Annotated in this window: 20 protein-coding genes; 6 read left to right on the top strand and 14 right to left on the bottom strand. The window is 29.4% G+C overall.

Features of this window, described 5'->3' with window-relative positions; genetic code table 11:
• Positions 1 to 20: 20 nt before the first annotated feature.
• Both CUN59_RS22915 and CUN59_RS22910 read right to left on the bottom strand, forming a co-directional pair.
• Positions 21 to 962, bottom strand: coding sequence for a cation diffusion facilitator family transporter (locus CUN59_RS22915; protein WP_001831389.1), 942 nt, complete (start codon positions 960 to 962; stop codon positions 21 to 23).
• A gap of 382 nt (positions 963 to 1,344) precedes the next feature.
• A complete protein-coding gene (locus tag CUN59_RS22910) occupies positions 1,345 to 2,019 on the bottom strand; it encodes an IS6 family transposase (protein ID WP_001105960.1) in 675 nt (224 codons plus the stop codon).
• A 188-nt stretch (positions 2,020 to 2,207) separates the two neighbouring features.
• Here CUN59_RS22910 and CUN59_RS22905 point away from each other — a divergent pair, with 188 nt between their 5' ends.
• Positions 2,208 to 2,972: a TrmH family RNA methyltransferase gene (locus CUN59_RS22905; RefSeq protein ID WP_104389550.1), complete on the top strand. Its 765-nt coding sequence runs from the start codon at positions 2,208 to 2,210 to the stop codon at positions 2,970 to 2,972.
• A gap of 35 nt (positions 2,973 to 3,007) precedes the next feature.
• On the opposite strand, the gene CUN59_RS22900 is transcribed toward CUN59_RS22905, so the two are convergent.
• From CUN59_RS22900 to CUN59_RS22890, 3 genes are all read right to left on the bottom strand, one after another.
• On the bottom strand, positions 3,008 to 3,415 hold the full coding sequence (locus tag CUN59_RS22900) for a YjdF family protein (RefSeq protein ID WP_104389549.1): 408 nt from the start codon (positions 3,413 to 3,415) through the stop codon (positions 3,008 to 3,010).
• A gap of 154 nt (positions 3,416 to 3,569) precedes the next feature.
• On the bottom strand, positions 3,570 to 3,770 hold the full coding sequence (locus CUN59_RS22895; protein WP_104389548.1) for a plasmid replication-associated protein: 201 nt from the start codon (positions 3,768 to 3,770) through the stop codon (positions 3,570 to 3,572).
• Between the two features lie 5 nt (positions 3,771 to 3,775).
• A complete protein-coding gene (locus tag CUN59_RS22890; protein ID WP_104389547.1) occupies positions 3,776 to 4,570 on the bottom strand; it encodes a ParA family protein in 795 nt (264 codons plus the stop codon).
• 649 nt (positions 4,571 to 5,219) lie between these two features.
• Between CUN59_RS22890 and CUN59_RS22885 the strand changes: the two genes are divergently transcribed.
• Positions 5,220 to 6,155 carry a replication initiator protein A gene (locus tag CUN59_RS22885; RefSeq protein WP_104389546.1) on the top strand — a complete coding sequence of 312 codons (936 nt, stop codon included), beginning with the start codon at positions 5,220 to 5,222 and terminating at the stop codon, positions 6,153 to 6,155.
• Here the strand turns inward: CUN59_RS22885 and CUN59_RS22880 are convergent.
• From CUN59_RS22880 to CUN59_RS22865, 4 genes are all read right to left on the bottom strand, one after another.
• Entirely contained in the window at positions 6,146 to 6,718 is a 573-nt protein-coding gene (locus tag CUN59_RS22880; protein WP_243407008.1) for a replication protein, read from the bottom strand. The genes CUN59_RS22885 and CUN59_RS22880 overlap by 10 nt on opposite strands.
• A 121-nt stretch (positions 6,719 to 6,839) precedes the next feature.
• Positions 6,840 to 7,334: a hypothetical protein gene (locus CUN59_RS22875; RefSeq protein WP_225973938.1), complete on the bottom strand. Its 495-nt coding sequence runs from the start codon at positions 7,332 to 7,334 to the stop codon at positions 6,840 to 6,842.
• 107 nt (positions 7,335 to 7,441) lie between these two features.
• Positions 7,442 to 8,518: an ATP-binding protein gene (locus CUN59_RS22870; protein ID WP_000125496.1), complete on the bottom strand. Its 1,077-nt coding sequence runs from the start codon at positions 8,516 to 8,518 to the stop codon at positions 7,442 to 7,444.
• The gene (locus CUN59_RS22865; protein ID WP_000701704.1) at positions 8,518 to 8,838 is read right to left on the bottom strand and encodes a hypothetical protein; all 321 of its coding nucleotides are present in this window, start codon (positions 8,836 to 8,838) and stop codon (positions 8,518 to 8,520) included. The genes CUN59_RS22870 and CUN59_RS22865 overlap by 1 nt, the downstream gene beginning before the upstream one ends.
• Positions 8,839 to 8,986: 148 nt before the next feature.
• Here CUN59_RS22865 and CUN59_RS22860 point away from each other — a divergent pair, with 148 nt between their 5' ends.
• The 3 genes from CUN59_RS22860 (at position 8,987) to CUN59_RS22850 (ending at position 12,144) form a co-directional block, all read left to right on the top strand.
• Positions 8,987 to 10,186: a hypothetical protein gene (locus CUN59_RS22860; RefSeq protein WP_001831368.1), complete on the top strand. Its 1,200-nt coding sequence runs from the start codon at positions 8,987 to 8,989 to the stop codon at positions 10,184 to 10,186.
• Between the two features lie 41 nt (positions 10,187 to 10,227).
• Entirely contained in the window at positions 10,228 to 11,043 is an 816-nt protein-coding gene (locus CUN59_RS22855; protein WP_001832799.1) for a hypothetical protein, read from the top strand.
• A 549-nt stretch (positions 11,044 to 11,592) separates the two neighbouring features.
• The gene (locus CUN59_RS22850) at positions 11,593 to 12,144 is read left to right on the top strand and encodes a type III toxin-antitoxin system ToxN/AbiQ family toxin (RefSeq protein ID WP_002488419.1); all 552 of its coding nucleotides are present in this window, start codon (positions 11,593 to 11,595) and stop codon (positions 12,142 to 12,144) included.
• 267 nt (positions 12,145 to 12,411) lie between these two features.
• Here CUN59_RS22850 and CUN59_RS22845 read toward each other — a convergent pair whose 3' ends face one another.
• The 5 genes from CUN59_RS22845 to CUN59_RS22825 all read right to left on the bottom strand — a co-directional run bounded on the left by CUN59_RS22845 (position 12,412) and on the right by CUN59_RS22825 (position 16,772).
• Positions 12,412 to 12,939, bottom strand: a complete 528-nt coding sequence (locus tag CUN59_RS22845; protein WP_001831394.1) for a GNAT family N-acetyltransferase — start codon at positions 12,937 to 12,939, stop codon at positions 12,412 to 12,414.
• 192 nt (positions 12,940 to 13,131) lie between these two features.
• Complete coding sequence (locus CUN59_RS22840; RefSeq protein ID WP_001831384.1) at positions 13,132 to 13,788, bottom strand: DUF8832 domain-containing protein; 657 nt, start codon at positions 13,786 to 13,788, stop codon at positions 13,132 to 13,134.
• 63 nt (positions 13,789 to 13,851) lie between these two features.
• Positions 13,852 to 14,061 (bottom strand): copper chaperone CopZ, encoded by a 210-nt coding sequence (gene copZ, locus CUN59_RS22835; RefSeq protein ID WP_001831373.1) that lies wholly within the window; start codon positions 14,059 to 14,061, stop codon positions 13,852 to 13,854.
• 33 nt (positions 14,062 to 14,094) lie between these two features.
• Positions 14,095 to 16,482 carry a heavy metal translocating P-type ATPase gene (locus CUN59_RS22830; RefSeq protein WP_001832797.1) on the bottom strand — a complete coding sequence of 796 codons (2,388 nt, stop codon included), beginning with the start codon at positions 16,480 to 16,482 and terminating at the stop codon, positions 14,095 to 14,097.
• Between the two features lie 14 nt (positions 16,483 to 16,496).
• On the bottom strand, positions 16,497 to 16,772 hold the full coding sequence (locus CUN59_RS22825) for a metal-sensing transcriptional repressor (protein ID WP_001831396.1): 276 nt from the start codon (positions 16,770 to 16,772) through the stop codon (positions 16,497 to 16,499).
• Between the two features lie 174 nt (positions 16,773 to 16,946).
• Here CUN59_RS22825 and CUN59_RS22820 point away from each other — a divergent pair, with 174 nt between their 5' ends.
• On the top strand, positions 16,947 to 17,222 hold the full coding sequence (locus CUN59_RS22820; protein ID WP_001831374.1) for a glutaredoxin family protein: 276 nt from the start codon (positions 16,947 to 16,949) through the stop codon (positions 17,220 to 17,222).
• The last annotated feature ends 20 nt before the right edge of the window (positions 17,223 to 17,242 follow it).

The raw sequence follows: 17,242 nt of genomic DNA, 5'->3' as shown, positions 1-17,242 counted from the left end.
AAAAAATAATGGCTGTTTATTTAATGATGATGTTGACTGTCTTCTTCTTTCACGATACAAAACAATTTTTCACTATGATTATTGTTAGAAGTTTCAGTCTGTATTGTGACATGTTGAATATTTTGATGATTGAGTTCATGTTCTATACGTTTAAGTAAAAACTCATTTTCAGTAATGGTCATTGTATCTTCTACAACAATATGACAAGATAACGCGTTTAATCCGCTAGTTACTGACCAAACATGAAAGTCATGAATATTTTTAACTTCTTTGAATTTTTTAATAGTTTTAATAATGTCTTTTGTATTTATATTGCTTGGTGCTCCCTCCATTAATACATGAAGACTTGATTTTGTTACATAAAAGCCGCTACGTAGTACTAAAATTGCTACAATCACACTTGCTAAAGGATCCGCCCACCCCCATCTAAAAAATATAATGAGAAGGGCTGCTATAACTGCACCTATAGATCCAAGCATGTCGCTTATTACATGCAAATATGCTCCACGCATATTTAAGTTTTCTTCTACATCGCTCCCGCGCAGCATTATCCAAGCCACAATAATATTAATAAACAAGCCTACCAAGGCGATAATTAACATGCCTGTAGAAGCTACCTCAGGGGGGTTTTTAAATCTCTCAATAGCTTCATAAAAAATATAGATAGCTATTAACATCAAAGTAATACCATTAAGTACAGCTGCTAGTATTTCAAACCTTTTGTAGCCAAAAGTTTTATTTGTATTAGCTTGCTTCGCTCCTAAAGTAAATGCAATTAAAGCAATACCTAAAGAAATAGAATCACTTAACATATGACCAGCATCTGAAATTAACGCAAGACTGTTAGTAAAGAAACCACCTAACCCTTCTACAATCATGTAACTTGTAATAATAATAAAACTAATTAATAAAGTCTTTTTGTTCGCGCCATGTGTATGATTATGATTGTGATCGTTTTCCATTTAATCCCTCCTCTTTTTAATGATGAAAAATATTTTCTATAATTTGAATTTTTGTTTTTATAACTATAGAGTTAAAAAATATAAAATTTCAATTAATGTTTTGTTACTCGAAGAAAATCATACTAACTTATGAATATCTCATAAGTTCAGTATGATTTTTATCCTTTGTCAATATAGAAATGCTTTGTATTTTGTATATTAAATAAAAACCCTACTTTGCTTTGGACAGTAGTGGGATTTTTGCATATGATAAACCACACTTCACTTGCTAAATATTAACTATATTATAATTAACAAGTGATAATTTCTTTTTAGAGAAAATAAGGTTCTGTTGCAAAGTAAAAAATATAGCTAATCACTAATATATCATGTCAGTGTTCGTTTAACTTGCTAGCATGATGCTAATTTCGTGGCATGGGGAAAATCCGTAGATCTGAAGAGACCTACGGTTCTTTTTATATAGAGCGTAAATACATTCAATACCTTTTAAAGTATTCTTTGCCGTATTGATACTTTGATATCTTGTCTTTCTTACTTTAATATGACGGTGATCTTGCTCAATGAGGTTATTCAGATATTTCGATGTACAATGACAGTCAGGTTTAAGTTTAAAAGCTTTAATTATTTTAGCCATTGCTGCCTTCGTTGAAGGTGCCTGATCTGTAACTACCTTTTGAGGCTTACCAAATTGTTTAATGAGACGTTTGATAAACGCATATGCTGAATGATTATCTCGTTGCTTACGCAACCAAATATCTAATGTATGTCCCTCTGTATCAATGGCACGATATAAATAGCTCCATTTTCCTTTTATTTTGATATACGTCTCATCAATACGCCATTTGTAATAAGCTTTTTTATGCTTTTTCTTCCAAATTTGATATAAAATTGGGGCATATTCTTGAACCCAACGGTAGATCGTTGAATGATGAACGTTTACACCACGTTCTCTTAATATTTCAGATATATCACGATAGCTCAATGCATATCTTAGATAGTAGCCAACGGCTACAGTGATAACATCCTTGTTAAATTGTTTATATCTGAAATAGTTCATACAGAAGACTCCTTTTTGTTAAAATTATATTATAAATTCAACTTTGCAACAGAACCTGTATTAAATCTAAATTATCTGTTTCTTTTTCATTATTATAATAATATAATTTCACTGCAATCCCCCTTTTCTACTTACAGAATAAATTAAAAATTTAAATATTACAAGTTTTTGTAGGAGGAAATATTTATATGATCAAAACAATAAATAAATTAAAATGTGAAGAATTCAAGGAGTTAAGATTTCTTAAGAGTAATAAAAACAAATTTGATCAAAAAAAAATAGTTTTATTTTCATTTGATCAAATAAAACAAGCATTAGAATTCAAAGTGGATATTAACTATATAGTAACTACTTCAAAAGACATATTATCTTTCGCCAAATCAAATAATATAGACTGCTTTGAAACACAGCCTGGAATATTGAATAAATTACATAACTCTAAGACTAAAATAGACGTGTTGGCCGTATGTCAAAGACGTGAGAATTCTTTCTTATTAAATAATAACGTGATTATTTTAGATAATATTATAGACCATGGAAATATCGGTACTATTATAAGAACTGGAGTTGCTTATAATTATAATTATTTTTTATACCCTAAATATGATTTTTATCCATATACTAATAAAATATTAAATGCATCTAGATGCACTAATCTCATATCTAATTTTAAAAATTTTGAAAGTAATTTGGAATTATACAAATTTTTAAAAGATAATGGCTTTTTAATAGTAACTACTTCTCCTCATGGTCCAAAATTAAATGAGGAAAAACTAACTTATTTAAAGGAAAATTATAAAATAGCTTTAATTTTAGGAAATGAGCAAAATGGTGTGGGGGAATTTTTTATAAAAAATTCAGATTATAATTTCTGTTTAGAATTGCAAAATAATATAGAATCGCTAAATGTAGGTGTATTTGCCGGTATTTTGTTCGATAAATTAAATAAATAATTTATCGAACAAAATTATATCGTCAACTAGATTTTTTAGTGACCTTTATGTTTTTCTTTGGCTTTTCTTCTTTTTATATCTCTTTGTCGCTCCTTTTGGAGCTCTTTATTTTTTTTATTTTTCTTCTTTGCTTCCTTTTTATTTACTTCCTGCTCTAATTTAAGCGCTCTTTGAGATTGTGTACTCATTCCTTTCGATTTTTGTTCTTTTGCAACTATACGTTGAAGTCTCTTAGGATTGATTTTCTTTGTACTTTCCTTTTTTTTTATATTAGCTTTACTTTTGTTTATAAGTTTCAATAACTTTTTATTAATAAATTTTAATACAGTTTCATCATTAGGTTCTTGACCAAAAACATACTTAGATAAATAAGATTTATCATTATGATTATATTCTATTAATCCTATAAAAAACTGTCCATTGTGAAATATAGATAATTTCATAACTAATCTCCTTATATGTATAAAATTATAATAACACTACCGTTCATTTCATTGTAAATATTAATCTTTTTTTAAATAAATTAAAAATCAAGAGTATGCTGATACAATTACAAGTAATAGCATACTCTTTCACTACATTTATCTAAATCAAATATTAGTACTTATTTTTTCCCAAAAATTCCCCTAACACTTCATCAACTATGGCTTTTATAGATGTATCTTTATCTAATGCCATTTGATTTAACCTTTTTTTTATATCGGTGTCCACCCTCATAGTCGTACTTTTAGATACTGGTTTATAATTCTCTGTATATTTTACCTCAGATGTATCTATGTTATCTAAGAATCCTGCCATAAATATCACTCACCCTCAATTAATCTAATTCTATTCACTAATTCTTCGTAAACTTTGTTAAACATATATATAACTTTTTTATCATGCATATCTTTATCTTTTATTCCATCAGCAGCAAATTTTTTTATTCTTTCTCTTTGATATATTTGATTCTCAAATAAAGCCTCGGAAAACGCTGATTTAGACATATCTAATATCTGCTTATCCACTCGTCCACTTTTTTTTATTAATACTGGAACAGCTCCAACTAATTCAAACGATAAATTCGATTCTTTTTTTCTATCCCTTAAAAAATTGACAAATGAAAGACTACTTTCATAAGCAGACTGTTGTGTTTGAAATACCATTAGAATGTAGTCACTCGCATAAACAGCATTATTAGTAAAATCAGAGTTAATAGTAGGCGGTACATCTATAAATATATAGTCGAAATCGTGAATCTCTTTAATTTTTTCAACCACATTTTTTAAAATATATCTTTTCTTTAGAATATCTGTCTTTGAAATAATATCGGATAAGTTGGCCAAAGATGAATCAGCTGGTAATAATGATAATTTAGAAGTTAAATTCACGATACTTTGGTCTATATTTCCATTTTTTAGCATGTTTATAAATGAAATTTTTTCTTCTTCAAATTCTGGATAAGTTCTTTTCATTATTTGAGTTGCATTTCCCTGAGGATCAAAATCTATTAAAAGTACTTTTTTATCATAATTTTCAGATGCAATATAAGAAAGTAAAGTGGCTACTGTAGTTTTACCGACACCACCTTTAAAATTTCCAACTGTTATTATGCTCAAAATAATACCTCCTATTCACTATATCTTTGTTGTATACATTAGTTCATTATCATAATTACTATTTTGTTACATGTAACATGTTACTACTAAACCTTTTTTTTTTCAATTTCTATTCACTATATCTTTGTTGTATACATTAGTTCATTATCATAATTACTATTTTGTTACATGTAACATGTTACTACTAAACCTTTTTTTTTCAATTTCTATTCACTATATCTTTGTTGTATACATTAGTTCATTATCATAATTACTATTTTGTTACATGTAACATGTTACTACTAAACCTTTTTTTTCAATTTCTATTCACTATATCTTTGTTGTATACATTAGTTCATTATCATAATTACTATTTTGTTACATGTAACATGTTACTTTTAGGAAGTTACATAATTTATTGTTTCTTGTTATTTACTTTGTTACTATTAAATTAGATTTTAACAAAGTAAAAAGCATTTAGTCGTTGGCCCGACTAAATGCTTTAGGTAATAAACGCCAACATATATACTCTAAATGATGCGTTGTTTAATATAATAAGTATGTATAATTATATAGTATAAACAATGTGACTTCAAGAATGAGATATTATTTAAATTAAGAATGCGTTTTATTACCTCTATCCAAATTCAAAGAGGAAGAGGTTTATATTATGTCAAAATTCAAAAAAATTTCCGCTAGCAAATTTGAAACATCTCGTTTTTATCAGTTACCCAAATTTTTATTTGAAGATAATTATTTTTCTAAAATGACAACCGAAGCAAAAGTTATGTATGCTCTATTAAAAGATCGTTTTGAATTATCCAAAATCAATAACTGGATTGATGAAGAAAATAATATATATCTACTATACACAAATAAACAATTATGTTCCATTTTACAATACGGAGAACCTAAAATTATCAAATTAAAAAAAGAACTAGAAAAATTTAATTTAATTATAAATGAAAGACAAGGACTAAATAGACCCAACAAAATATACCTTTTAGAACCTAGTTATGACAAGGAACTAACAAATCGTAAGTTCCAGAACAAACAAATTGTTAGTTCAAGAACTAACGAAAATATAGTTCAAGAACTAACAATTTGTAAGTCTAATGATACTGATATTAATGATACTAAATATAAAGAAACTGAGAATAATGATATGCATGATATGAATGATAGTGAACATATAGCTAACCATAATACTTCTCATTCGAATCATACAAATCATCAATCTAATGAATTTGATAATAATGCCTTAAAATATCATTTACTTCAAGAAATTCCCGATCAACTTCAAACCTATTTAAATAACTTTGAAGTTGATGAAATACAAATTATTAAAAGTGTCATACTTAAAGCTAAATCATCATTTAATAATGAAAAGAATACAATATACATGTTAGAAGACATTGAATTTGAAATGATTAATGTGCTTAAACGTTTTAAAGCAACATTAATTCAAAAAAGCGAAAGTGTTGAAGCCATGCAAAGTTACTTAATGCGCTCAATTAAAACAGAACTCGAAGATATGCATTCCTTAAATATGCGCCGTCAAAACGCGCCAAAAAATCATATATTCGACACATCACACTATTTGTAATTGGATGCATGTCGTCTTGAATCTAAATATTTTGCAAAAAAATAAGTCCGTTGGATAATCAAATTTAAATAAGATGGATGATGTTGTCGCGCATACATCACTAGATCTTGAAATTCTATAAAATTGTGATTTTCAATTATATCAATAATATTATTAAACACTTCGGACTGACCTTGATCTAATAAAAATTGATTTAAGTCAAAACCGCAACCACTTTCAATATCGTTGATATCATAAGGGGTTTTATCTGGATTAGAGGCATGAATAAAATAATCAAACATACCCTTAGGAGACATAATAATTTCAATATGGCTCGGTGTATTTAAGTGTTGTTGAAGTAATTCAGAGACTTGAGAATAACTTTTTAAAGAATCAAAGAATAAAGCACCGTGTTTATGTGATTTTTTGATTAATCCCGTTGATTGATCTATATCTTGATTGTGCCACGGGCTTAAAATATAAGGAATATGAATCTGTTCCAAAATATCTTGATAATTAGATGGTGTGCTTTCTTCATATATTAAAAAAGCCCACTTATTCGAACGTTTATCTTTCGTCATCATGGACATCCTTTCTGTGATTACTGATTAATGATGCCATGGGGGGTCGTAGTAACCCCATGGCACTGTTAAGATACACATGCGCTTGTGTTTATCACTTCGTGTACCACAACGCATGTGTATCTTAACGTTTGTGGCCTGCAAACCATAGATAACGATGATGACGTTGAGGTTTTGAAAAGTAATAATTCGGGTGCATATGTGTAATTTCTTCATGAATTTGAGGTTCAATCTTTTTTAATATATCGTGAGCTTGCTGTTTCCGGGGAATTTTAATTGCCACACGGACTTCATTTTGACGAACATCAACGAGCGATTTTCCAACCATTTTATTAAAGTATTGCTGGACAGAATTTGTTTTACTTTTGCCGTTATTTTGCCAATCCTGAGTCGTGTCTGTGTCAACATCTTGTTTAAGATAATGTCGTAAAACCATTGTGTGATAAACAGATTTGATATGATTCGTGAGTTGATCTTTCAATAAACGAATCATTAAATCGATAACTATTAACATCAATGCTAAGACTAATAAGTAAAATGTAAGTTGATATACACCATTTGAAATGATTGTGATATAGTGTGTGACGTTTCGCGTATCGATAATATCAATTTGAGACACAATAAAGTTTAATAGGACAAAGAGTTTACTAACCATAACTGTCAAAATAGCGAACAGGAACAAGTAAATGATAATATCATACACACGCATGAAATAGGTTTTCCTCATCACAATACACCTGCTTTCGTATAGTAAGTCGGACATAACAAGGGTAAGACTTGATAGGGAGATTCACTATCAATCACTTGGATTAGACCTGTCCCTTTACCAATGGGTATCACAATACCTTCTGGATCTAAATCGGGGAATAAAAATTGTGTGGTTTTTTTATTAATATTACCGATTTGAATCAGCACATTGAGTTGTTCTCTAACGGAAACCGGGATGGTTTGATGATCAAATCGTTGAGACACCAGTAATAAATGAACTTTGGTGGCACGACCTAATAAAGCAATTTGAGATAGTAATGAAAAGAACGCGTCTTTAATGGTCTTATTCACACCTTCAGCTAAAGCGAGCACTTCATCAATCACAATGGTTAGGTGATCAAATTGATAGTCTGGATCGTCATAAAGAATGGTTTGTCGTTGTTGAATAACTTGAAGGCAATGACTTAAGTTTTCATTAATTTCAGATAAAAAATCAGACTTAGATCGATTTTGATGAGGGTGAATCACAGTAATATCATGAATACGTGCCCAACGGCTCGGTGTATCAAACTTAGGGTCAACAATAATGAGTTCTGATATCGGTTTTAATACACTTAGTAAGTACGTCAGCATATAAGATTTACCACTGCCTGAATTACCTGCGATCGCTATAGATGTAATGTTTTGATAGTTTAAAGTTAATTGTTTCATGATCGGAATTTGTTGATTCGTTAGAGACGACGTAAAACGATCTAAATCAGAAATCACTAAGCGTTCTGATATCCCTTGTTGCCATGGGAAAAACAAAGCGCGTTGCGTATGAATATCGTCGGTATCCATAGGTACGAAATACGCAGAATTCTGTTTTAACAATGTGAATTTGGGATATAAAGCTGCACTCGCAATGAGAAATATTTTTTGATATAAGTCATCGTCCACAATATAGCCTGCAGGCAGGCGAGGAAGAAAGTAAAAACCTTCTTCCGTGACCTTGCAGGTGAAACTATTGGTATAACTGGTTTCGCCTTGCATCATGGATCCTAGTGCCATATTTAAGCTTTGTAGGAGATATTGTTCGAGCTCTTTGGCTGTCATTATTTAACCTCCTTCAGATCTGAAGCTTTGAAGTAAACATCATAACGGACTTCACAAGCTTCTAAATGATCAAAAGTAATGACGCTCATATAATTAGGTAATGTCACTTCATTTTCGAATTTAACTGTGAAGGGCGGTAAGCCTTCTTGAACAAACCAGGCTTTATACGCAATAATTTCTCCGGTAGGCTGATTATTCTCAAAACGCTGTTGCGGATAAAGTTCTGTACTTAAGCTATAAATGGGTTTTTTATTATCAATATAATTGGAAGCTATTTCAGTTGAATAGCCACCTTTTTTGAAATTAGATTGAATTTTCATGTGAAACATCCTTTCTATCCTATTGATGCGCATCGTTTAGGAAATATAAATAGAATTAATCAAAGATATCTGTGATTGATTAAATTTTCGCAAATGAAGTGATAAAATAATAGGTGAAAAAATTTATTCGGTTTTTGGAGGTAATAGCGTGATTATCATTAATAACAAAGGAATCAATGACTTAGATTTTAATTATTGGATGAATAATCAATTAACTGATGACAATATCGAAGAAATTTTAGAGGGGTCTGATTTAAGTATGGAACAAGAAATTTTTAAAAGTAATTATAAAAAATTCTTGGAGATAGATGGCAAAAAGGAAAGATGGTATTCTCTGGAAGAAGCTGCGTATATTATTAATGGGAATTATTTTTCAATTTATGAGGAAGATAGCAAAAAGCGAAGTGTCACAACAGACTATGTAAAAAATAAAAGTAATGATATCTTAAATAATATAGAAAATGGAACAAACCAAAATTGGAATAAATATCATTACCCACAAAAAAGGAAGTTTGCATTCAAAAAAGTAAAGTATGTTAATGAAGATATGATCGATGAAATATTAAGAGATGATGTAACAAAACCTGAAAAAATAAAACGAGGTAATATATCAATCGAAGAGTTGCTACCTAATCAAAATAGAATAGCAAAATATATTAGACAGAATGAGAATATACATAATAAAAGTATAATGATAGATTACCTAAATCAATTAAGTGATACACTGGCAAAATCATTAGACGACGTACGTTATTTTTCAAATAAACTATCATTATTTAAATCTGTTATTAAAGATTCTAGAGAAATAGCACAAAATATACATAGGGATCACGATATAGATAATAAAGAAAAATATGAACTTCTGAAAAAAGAATATAGTAATTTTTTAGAAAACTGTATACGTTTTTCTAATGAATATTTAGATATACTAGATATCAAAAATATTTTTAATATTTTTGATACTAAGAAAATTGTTTTAAATCTGTCTTATTATACGAAAATGTGGGAGGTTCCTGATATTAATAATGAACAACCGATAAATAATAATTTACAAAAGTTTGTTGATTTGAAAAAGAAGAAGTATTTAAATAATGTACATTGGAGTAAAAATAAGATACTTAAACAATTAAATGAAATTGAAGTTAAACCCGTTACTTTAAAAGATGGTACTAGTGAAACAGAACGCGTGGCAGAGTGGATGTATAGAAATAAAACAAAAGTTGTTTATGAAATTATAAATAAAGAATTTGATGATGTTTATGATTTACTTAACGGTATGTTGAAGTCTGAATACACAGAACTTATGGGCTATATGAGAATATGGCATAACTTAAGCAAAAATTTATAAGTCTTAGTAACCTGTTATACACTTTAATTGGAGGAGTTAACGTGTATTTCAAAAATATGGATTTCTTGATTGACCTATACAAGAATTTTAACGAAGTAGGGATTTTTGCAGTAATATATATTATATATGCGCTTATTCAAATTCTAAGTCAAAATATTTTATATAAAAGACAAAAGATGGAAAGAGTAAAAACACTGATAATCAATATAATTTTATACATATTTATAACACTAGTAGCATTAATGTACTTGTTAGCAATGATTTTTTATTCACTCAGTGCATATCCTAAAGAAGAAGTGATTAAATATATAACAGATTGGGATAAAATTAGTTTGCCAGCTATATTACTTGTTCTTTATTCGTTATTATTCCCTATTTTTATATTTCCATTTGTAGGAAAACGACGTAGAAAAAACTATTTTGCAGAAAATGTAAATAATTGTATTATTGAAAGAGAAATTATAGATAGAGTGAGTATTAATGGTAGAGATAAATTAATTCTAAAAGATGCCTTAGGATATCAGACAGAAAAAGATATAACAGGAATAAAGGATTTAAAAATTAGTACATCTCAAAAAAAATCTTGGTTAACGTTAGAAGACATTAAAATAGCTACGATGAGTCTAAGAGATAAACAATTACTGTTAAAAATGATTATAGGTTTAATAATATTTGGGGTCCCTACAGGGTATTTTGTGTGGAACTTCATCAGTGTCGTTGATGATTGGGATAGAATAATGCACGCAAATGATATATTTATGTATATGGGTCTTTTCACGTTACCATTAATGGTAACAGTTGAGTTATATGTAGTTGCATTTATTATTACCAAAAATTTATTTAAAAAGAAAAAATGATAACAAATTTAGATTAAGAGAAAATAACTTATCAAAGGTCGTATATTAGAACATGATATATATAGTTCGCCTATCTATCAAGAATCAATCTAGTCGCAGAGAGGGATCATTACTTTGCTAATCATTTTCGTTAATTGGACTATAACATTGGTTGGTGGAGAAATGTAAAAGACTATTATTATTGATTTTGTAGGATTTTTTTGGTTAATAAGTCTTTTCTTATACTATCAACAATACGGTAATTAGCTTGTCAAAGGATTTTACTCTTTCCAATCAATTGTGGATTTGTATCGGTGTAGAAAGTATTTTGTACCAAGCGTCTACCTGCTTTATTTCTAATGAAAAATCAGTTAGTAAATCTTTAATCATTTTTCTCTTAGAAAACCAATTTGAACGGTTCTGAGAAATATAATATAAAGATAAAAAATTGACATATGATTTATACAGTGCTAAAATTTAAAATGTATATAGGAGAGGTCTTGCCACAAGTAGACATTGAAAAAATAGAGAGTCCATGCTAAAAGTTGGAATTGAAAAAATGGAGAGGTCTTGCCACAAGTAGACATTGAAAAGCGACCAAATATTTGGTCGCTTTATTTTTATACTGTAGGAGAAATTATGAAATTATACTATGTTGATGAAGATTATATTAATGAATTAAGAAATGTAGATGAGAGAGTATTATTAAATAAATCCACTCGTCCTTATTTAGGAGTTGTATTATCTATTAATGATCTTAATTATTTTGTCCCCTTAAGTTCCCCTAAAGAAAATAAAAAACTAAATAATCAACTATCAATAAAATTGTTTGAGGTTAATAATATTCAAAATAGATTAGGATATCTATTATTTTTAAATATGATACCTGTTCCTGATAAATATCTTTCTAAAATAGATATGCAATACATAAAGGAGCAAGATTTAGAATATTATAACTTATTAACTAACCAATTAATTTTTATTAGGCAAGAAAATCAAAGAATCGTAAATAAAGCCCAAAAAGTATATAAAAATGCTGTGATAAAAAAAGTTTCATTTTTTGAATCAATGTGTGTAGATTATTTAGCATTGGAAAGATATGTGAAAGATTTAAAACAGTAAAAAAGATAATTCTGTCAATAATTCCCCTCAACATACTCAGAAGAATTTTAGTGTAAAGTCTTTGTAATTGTCTATCTTAGTTAATTAGATGTTTACTATTATTTCTATATTAATATATAGCTAAAATTAATAAAATAGAAGTCATTAGCTGAATTACTTATGAATCAAAATAAATTTTATATACAAAATGTCATTTTTGAGTACGCTCTAAATAAACAAAAATAGTCCTCTTATTAAAATAAGAGGACTATTTTTGTTTAAAATTATTCAAGACCATTCGCTTTCTAACATACTCATTTGCCATAAATTATAATATTCTCCATTTAATTTTCTAAAGTCTCTTTTTTCTCCTTCTTTTATAAATCCAATCTTTTTGTAACTTTTAATAGCTGATTTATTAAAGGCAAAAACACCTAATTCAATTCTGTGTAGTCCCAAATCTTCAAAAGCCTTTTTCAATAATTTCTTTATTATTTTAGGGCCTAATCCTTGGCCACGCATTTGCGGATCACCTACTAAAACTTTACTTAACGTGGCGGAACAATTTTTAAAATCTATATTATTTAAAGCAATATGACCTATAATTTTTTTTGAATTATTTTCTTCAATGATAACTTTATAAATTATTTTACTAGAATTTTCTTTATTTGTGTCTTTAATATATTCCTTTAATTGTTCTTCATCTAGGGGATAATTAAAATCTGTACCTGCCCATTTGACTAAAAGTTCAGGAGAGTTTATCCAGTTTATTAATAAATCAAAATCTTTCTCCTCAAAATATTCAAACTTAATCAATAAATTACTCCTTAAATAATAGGTTATTAACTATAAAAATTCAGTGAATGTTGCAATATAAACAACCACTACAATTTTTTGATACTTTCTTCATCAACTTTCTATCTTAAATTTTCGATTTTTTATAAAGCGTTTTGTATTATCTAAATAACTCTTTACAATTTACTGATTTTTAAGCTTTTGCTAATAGATTTATGCAACTTTAATATTATAAGTAAATCTATGCACTTCATCATTAAATTTAAATTCTGCCCAAATTTTATACATCCCTTTTTTAGGAAAATGAGCATAAAAGGTTGTAGAATCAGGTGATTCTGGGTGAACATGAATATAATCAGTTAATTGCTCATCAAATATAATCACATGTCCTAAAGCTCCTAAATAAGGTTGGGGAGTTAATTCTGTATTGAAAGTTAAAGGGACATGTTCATCTTCTTTAGCACTTATAGAATTTAAAGTTACATGAACTCCTTTGTTAACTTTTACCCAATTTTTATCAGAATTTAAAGATGTTGTAGAGGTTATTTTATCTCCAATTTGCAGTTCAATAGGATGAACGGAATACACATGGTTTTTTGGTGTAACATCAACAAAAGCCTGGTAAGTTCCTGGCTCTAATTGTTGGTTAATTATAAATAAACCTTCATGCTTTTTTTGAGGGTGTAGGTGGTAATATTTCTCCATGTCATTAGATACTAAAACGAAATGCATTTCTTTTTCATGCATAGTATCTAATAATGGGGCATTATTAAATTCATCTTCTAACGTAATTTCTATATTACCATCTCTATATACAACATTTGCTTTAATTTCGGGTTTGTTTGAATGATATTCATGATTATGATTCATATTTTTATCCTCCTTAATTTTTAATAAGGGCATATCATTAAACGATATGCCCAACTATTTAAATTATTTAATTACATCGTAACCTTGATCTTCAATAGCTTCTTTAAAGTCGTTGAAAGCTACTTGATTTTCATCAAATTCAACTTCCACATTCCCATTCGCCAAGCTTACTTCTGAAGATGTTACACCATCTAATCCATTTAATGCTTTTTCAATTGAATGCTTGCAATGGTCACAGCTCATACCTTCTACATTAATAACTTCGTTAGTCAATGTTGTCACCTCCTTTCAAGAAATATAAGATTCTTATAATTTCATACGTTTTAGACGTAAAGCGTTTGTGACAACACTTACAGAACTTAAAGCCATTGCTGCTCCCGCAACCCAAGGTGCTAGCAGACCAATTGCTGCTATAGGGATACCTGCAACATTGTAACCAAACGCCCAAAATAGATTTTGGCGAATATTACGAATTGTAGATTTACTTGCTTTTATTGCTTTTGGAATTAATAAAAGGTCTCCTCCTAAAATAGTTATATCAGCAGCTTCGATTGCAACTTCTGTACCTGTACCAATGGCAATACCAATATCTGCTTTAACTAGTGCTGGAGCATCATTGACACCATCTCCAACCATAGCTACTTTTTTACCTTCAGATTGAATTTCTGCTACTTTAGAAGCTTTTTCTTCTGGTAAAACCTCTGCAATAATCGTGTCTATACCAACTTGTTTTGCTATTGCTTGTGCGGTACGTTTGTTATCACCAGTTAACATAGCAACTTCAATACCTAATTCATGAAGTTTTTGAATAGCTTGTTGGGCAGTATCTTTAACTGTATCAGCTACAGCGACAACCCCTCTCAATTCGTTATCTACGCTTATAAGCATTGCAGTTTTTCCTTCTTTTTCAAATTGAGCGAGATTTGTTTCAGCTTCATTAGTTTGGATTCCTTTTTCACTCATTAGTTTTCGATTTCCGACAAAAAGTTCTTTACCATCAATTGTTGCATTTATACCGCGCCCTGGTATAGCTTCAAAATGGTCTACTTCTAAAAATTCTAATGATTTTTCTTTAGCATAACTTACGATAGCTTCAGCTAGTGGGTGTTCAGAACCTTTTTCTGCACTAGCTAACAATTGTAATGTTTGATCATCTCCACTAAAATCAGTGACTTCAGGTGTGCCATTTGTTATAGTGCCAGTTTTATCTAAAACAACTGTATTAATAGCGTGTGTACCTTCAATGTGTTCTCCACCTTTAAATAGAATGCCATTTTCAGCAGCTTTTCCGGTACCCACCATTATAGAAGTAGGCGTAGCTAAGCCTAACGCACAAGGACAAGCGATAACTAATACTGCTATTGCAGCAACTAAGGCTGGTTCAAATTGTCCCGGCTGAACTAATGAAATCCATATAATAAATGTGAAAATCGCGATACCTACAACGATAGGTACAAAATATCCAGAAATAATATCTGCTAGTCTTTGTATTGGCGCTTTAGAACCTTGCGCTTCTTCGACAACTTTAACAATGGAGGCAAGAGCTGTATCTTTACCAACTTTTGTTGCTTCAACAGTAATTGCTCCATTTTTATTCATTGTTGATCCTATAACATTATCATTTTGCATTTTTTCAACAGGAATAGATTCACCTGTCAACATTGACTCGTCAATTGAAGTCATACCTTTAATTATTTTGCCATCTACTGGTATTTTTTCTCCTGGTTTGATAACTAAATAGTCTCCTTCTTTTACCTCACTTAAAGGAACCATAGTCTCTTCACCGTTGCGTAATATACGTGCTTCTTTAGCTTGTAAATTCAACAATTTACTTAACGCATTTGTTGTTTGTGTTTTAGCACGTGCTTCTAAATACTTTCCGAAAAGAATTAAAGTAATTAATACAGCACTTGTTTCAAAATATAGGTGTGGCTCATAATTTGTATTAATTAACCACTTAATCGATTCATAAATACTATAAAAGAAGGCTGCGCTTGTACCTAAAGCGACAAGAACATCCATATTTGCTGACCCATTACGAAGGTTTTTATAAGCGCCTACATAAAATTGCCAACCAATAACAAATTGAACAGGCGTTGCTAATACAAATTGGAACCACGGGTTCATAAATATATGTGGTATTTGAATACCAAATAAATGAACGAACATTGTCATTAACAATGGAGCTGCTAAAACAGCTGAAACAACTAATTTAATTAACTGTCGTTTTAATTGTTTTTCTTTTTGGGAACTTTTTTCTGATGCTTCTTTTTTAGGTTGTGCCTCATACCCTAGGTTTTTAATACGTTGTTGAAATTCATCTACAGACGTCATATCAGGGTTGTATTCTACAGTAGCACTTTCTGTGGTTAAATTAACTGTAGCCTTATTTACACCTGAGATTCGATTTAAAACTTTTTCGATTTTATTCGAACAAGCTGCACACGTCATTCCCATTACATCGAGATCCACTTTTTCGGTTAAAACTCCATAACCTGTTTTTTGAATTGTATTTGCAATATCTTCTAATGATGTAACATTGGGGTTATATTCAATTGTAGCTTTCTCTGTAGAAGGATTTACATTAGCGTTAACTTCATCTAATTTATTTAGATTTTTTTCTACTTTATTCGAGCAAGCTGCACATGTCATGCCTGTGATACCTAATGAGGTTTTTTTAATATTTTCACTCAATTATTTCTTTCCTCCTATTTTGAAAATTGTTTTAATACAACCATCAATTCTTTGATACTTTCTTCTCCGTTGCCATTTTTAATACCTTCACTTACACAATTAGATATATGGTCTTCAGTTACTATAAAACCCACTTGTTTTAGGGCTGATTGTATTGCTGTTATTTGTACTAGTACATCTATACAATATCTATCTTCTGCTATCATTGATTGTAAACCGCGCATTTGTCCTTCTAATCTTTTGAGTCTATTGAGCAATGCGTCATTGTTTTTAACAGTAGTAGTGTTCAATTTCACCCCTCCTCATATACCCTAACGGGGTATCTCTTGTTGGAATCTATATTATACCCCTAGTAGGTATAAGTCAATACAAAAGTTTCATATAAAAAATTAATATTTATAGTTTGTTTTAAGAGGTACACTTGTATAAAATGTATGCTAAAACTTATATTAGGAGAGATATATTTGGATAAAAATATACAACTTGAGCTTTACACAAGACCTACATGCTCTGATTGCCAAGAATCAAAAAGGTATTTAAACTCTCAAGAGATTAGTTATAGTCATAAAGATGTAAGTCAAAATTTGGACTTAGAAGAAGAAATGAAAAAAATATCAGGCAACCGAATTGTTCCCTTATTTGTTTTTTATAAAAAAATTTTTTGGGGTAAAAAAAAGTTGTTTAAATATTACGTGGGATTTGAAAATAACAAAAAAGATATATTAAATATATTGGAATAATTAAATAAACAGCCATTATT

It is taken from the genome of Cuspidothrix issatschenkoi CHARLIE-1 (assembly GCF_002934005.1).
Classification (GTDB): Bacteria; Cyanobacteriota; Cyanobacteriia; order Cyanobacteriales; family Nostocaceae; genus Cuspidothrix; species Cuspidothrix issatschenkoi.
The sequence above is the reverse complement of the archived record's forward strand: the minus strand, read 5'-3'. Positions and strand labels throughout refer to the sequence as shown.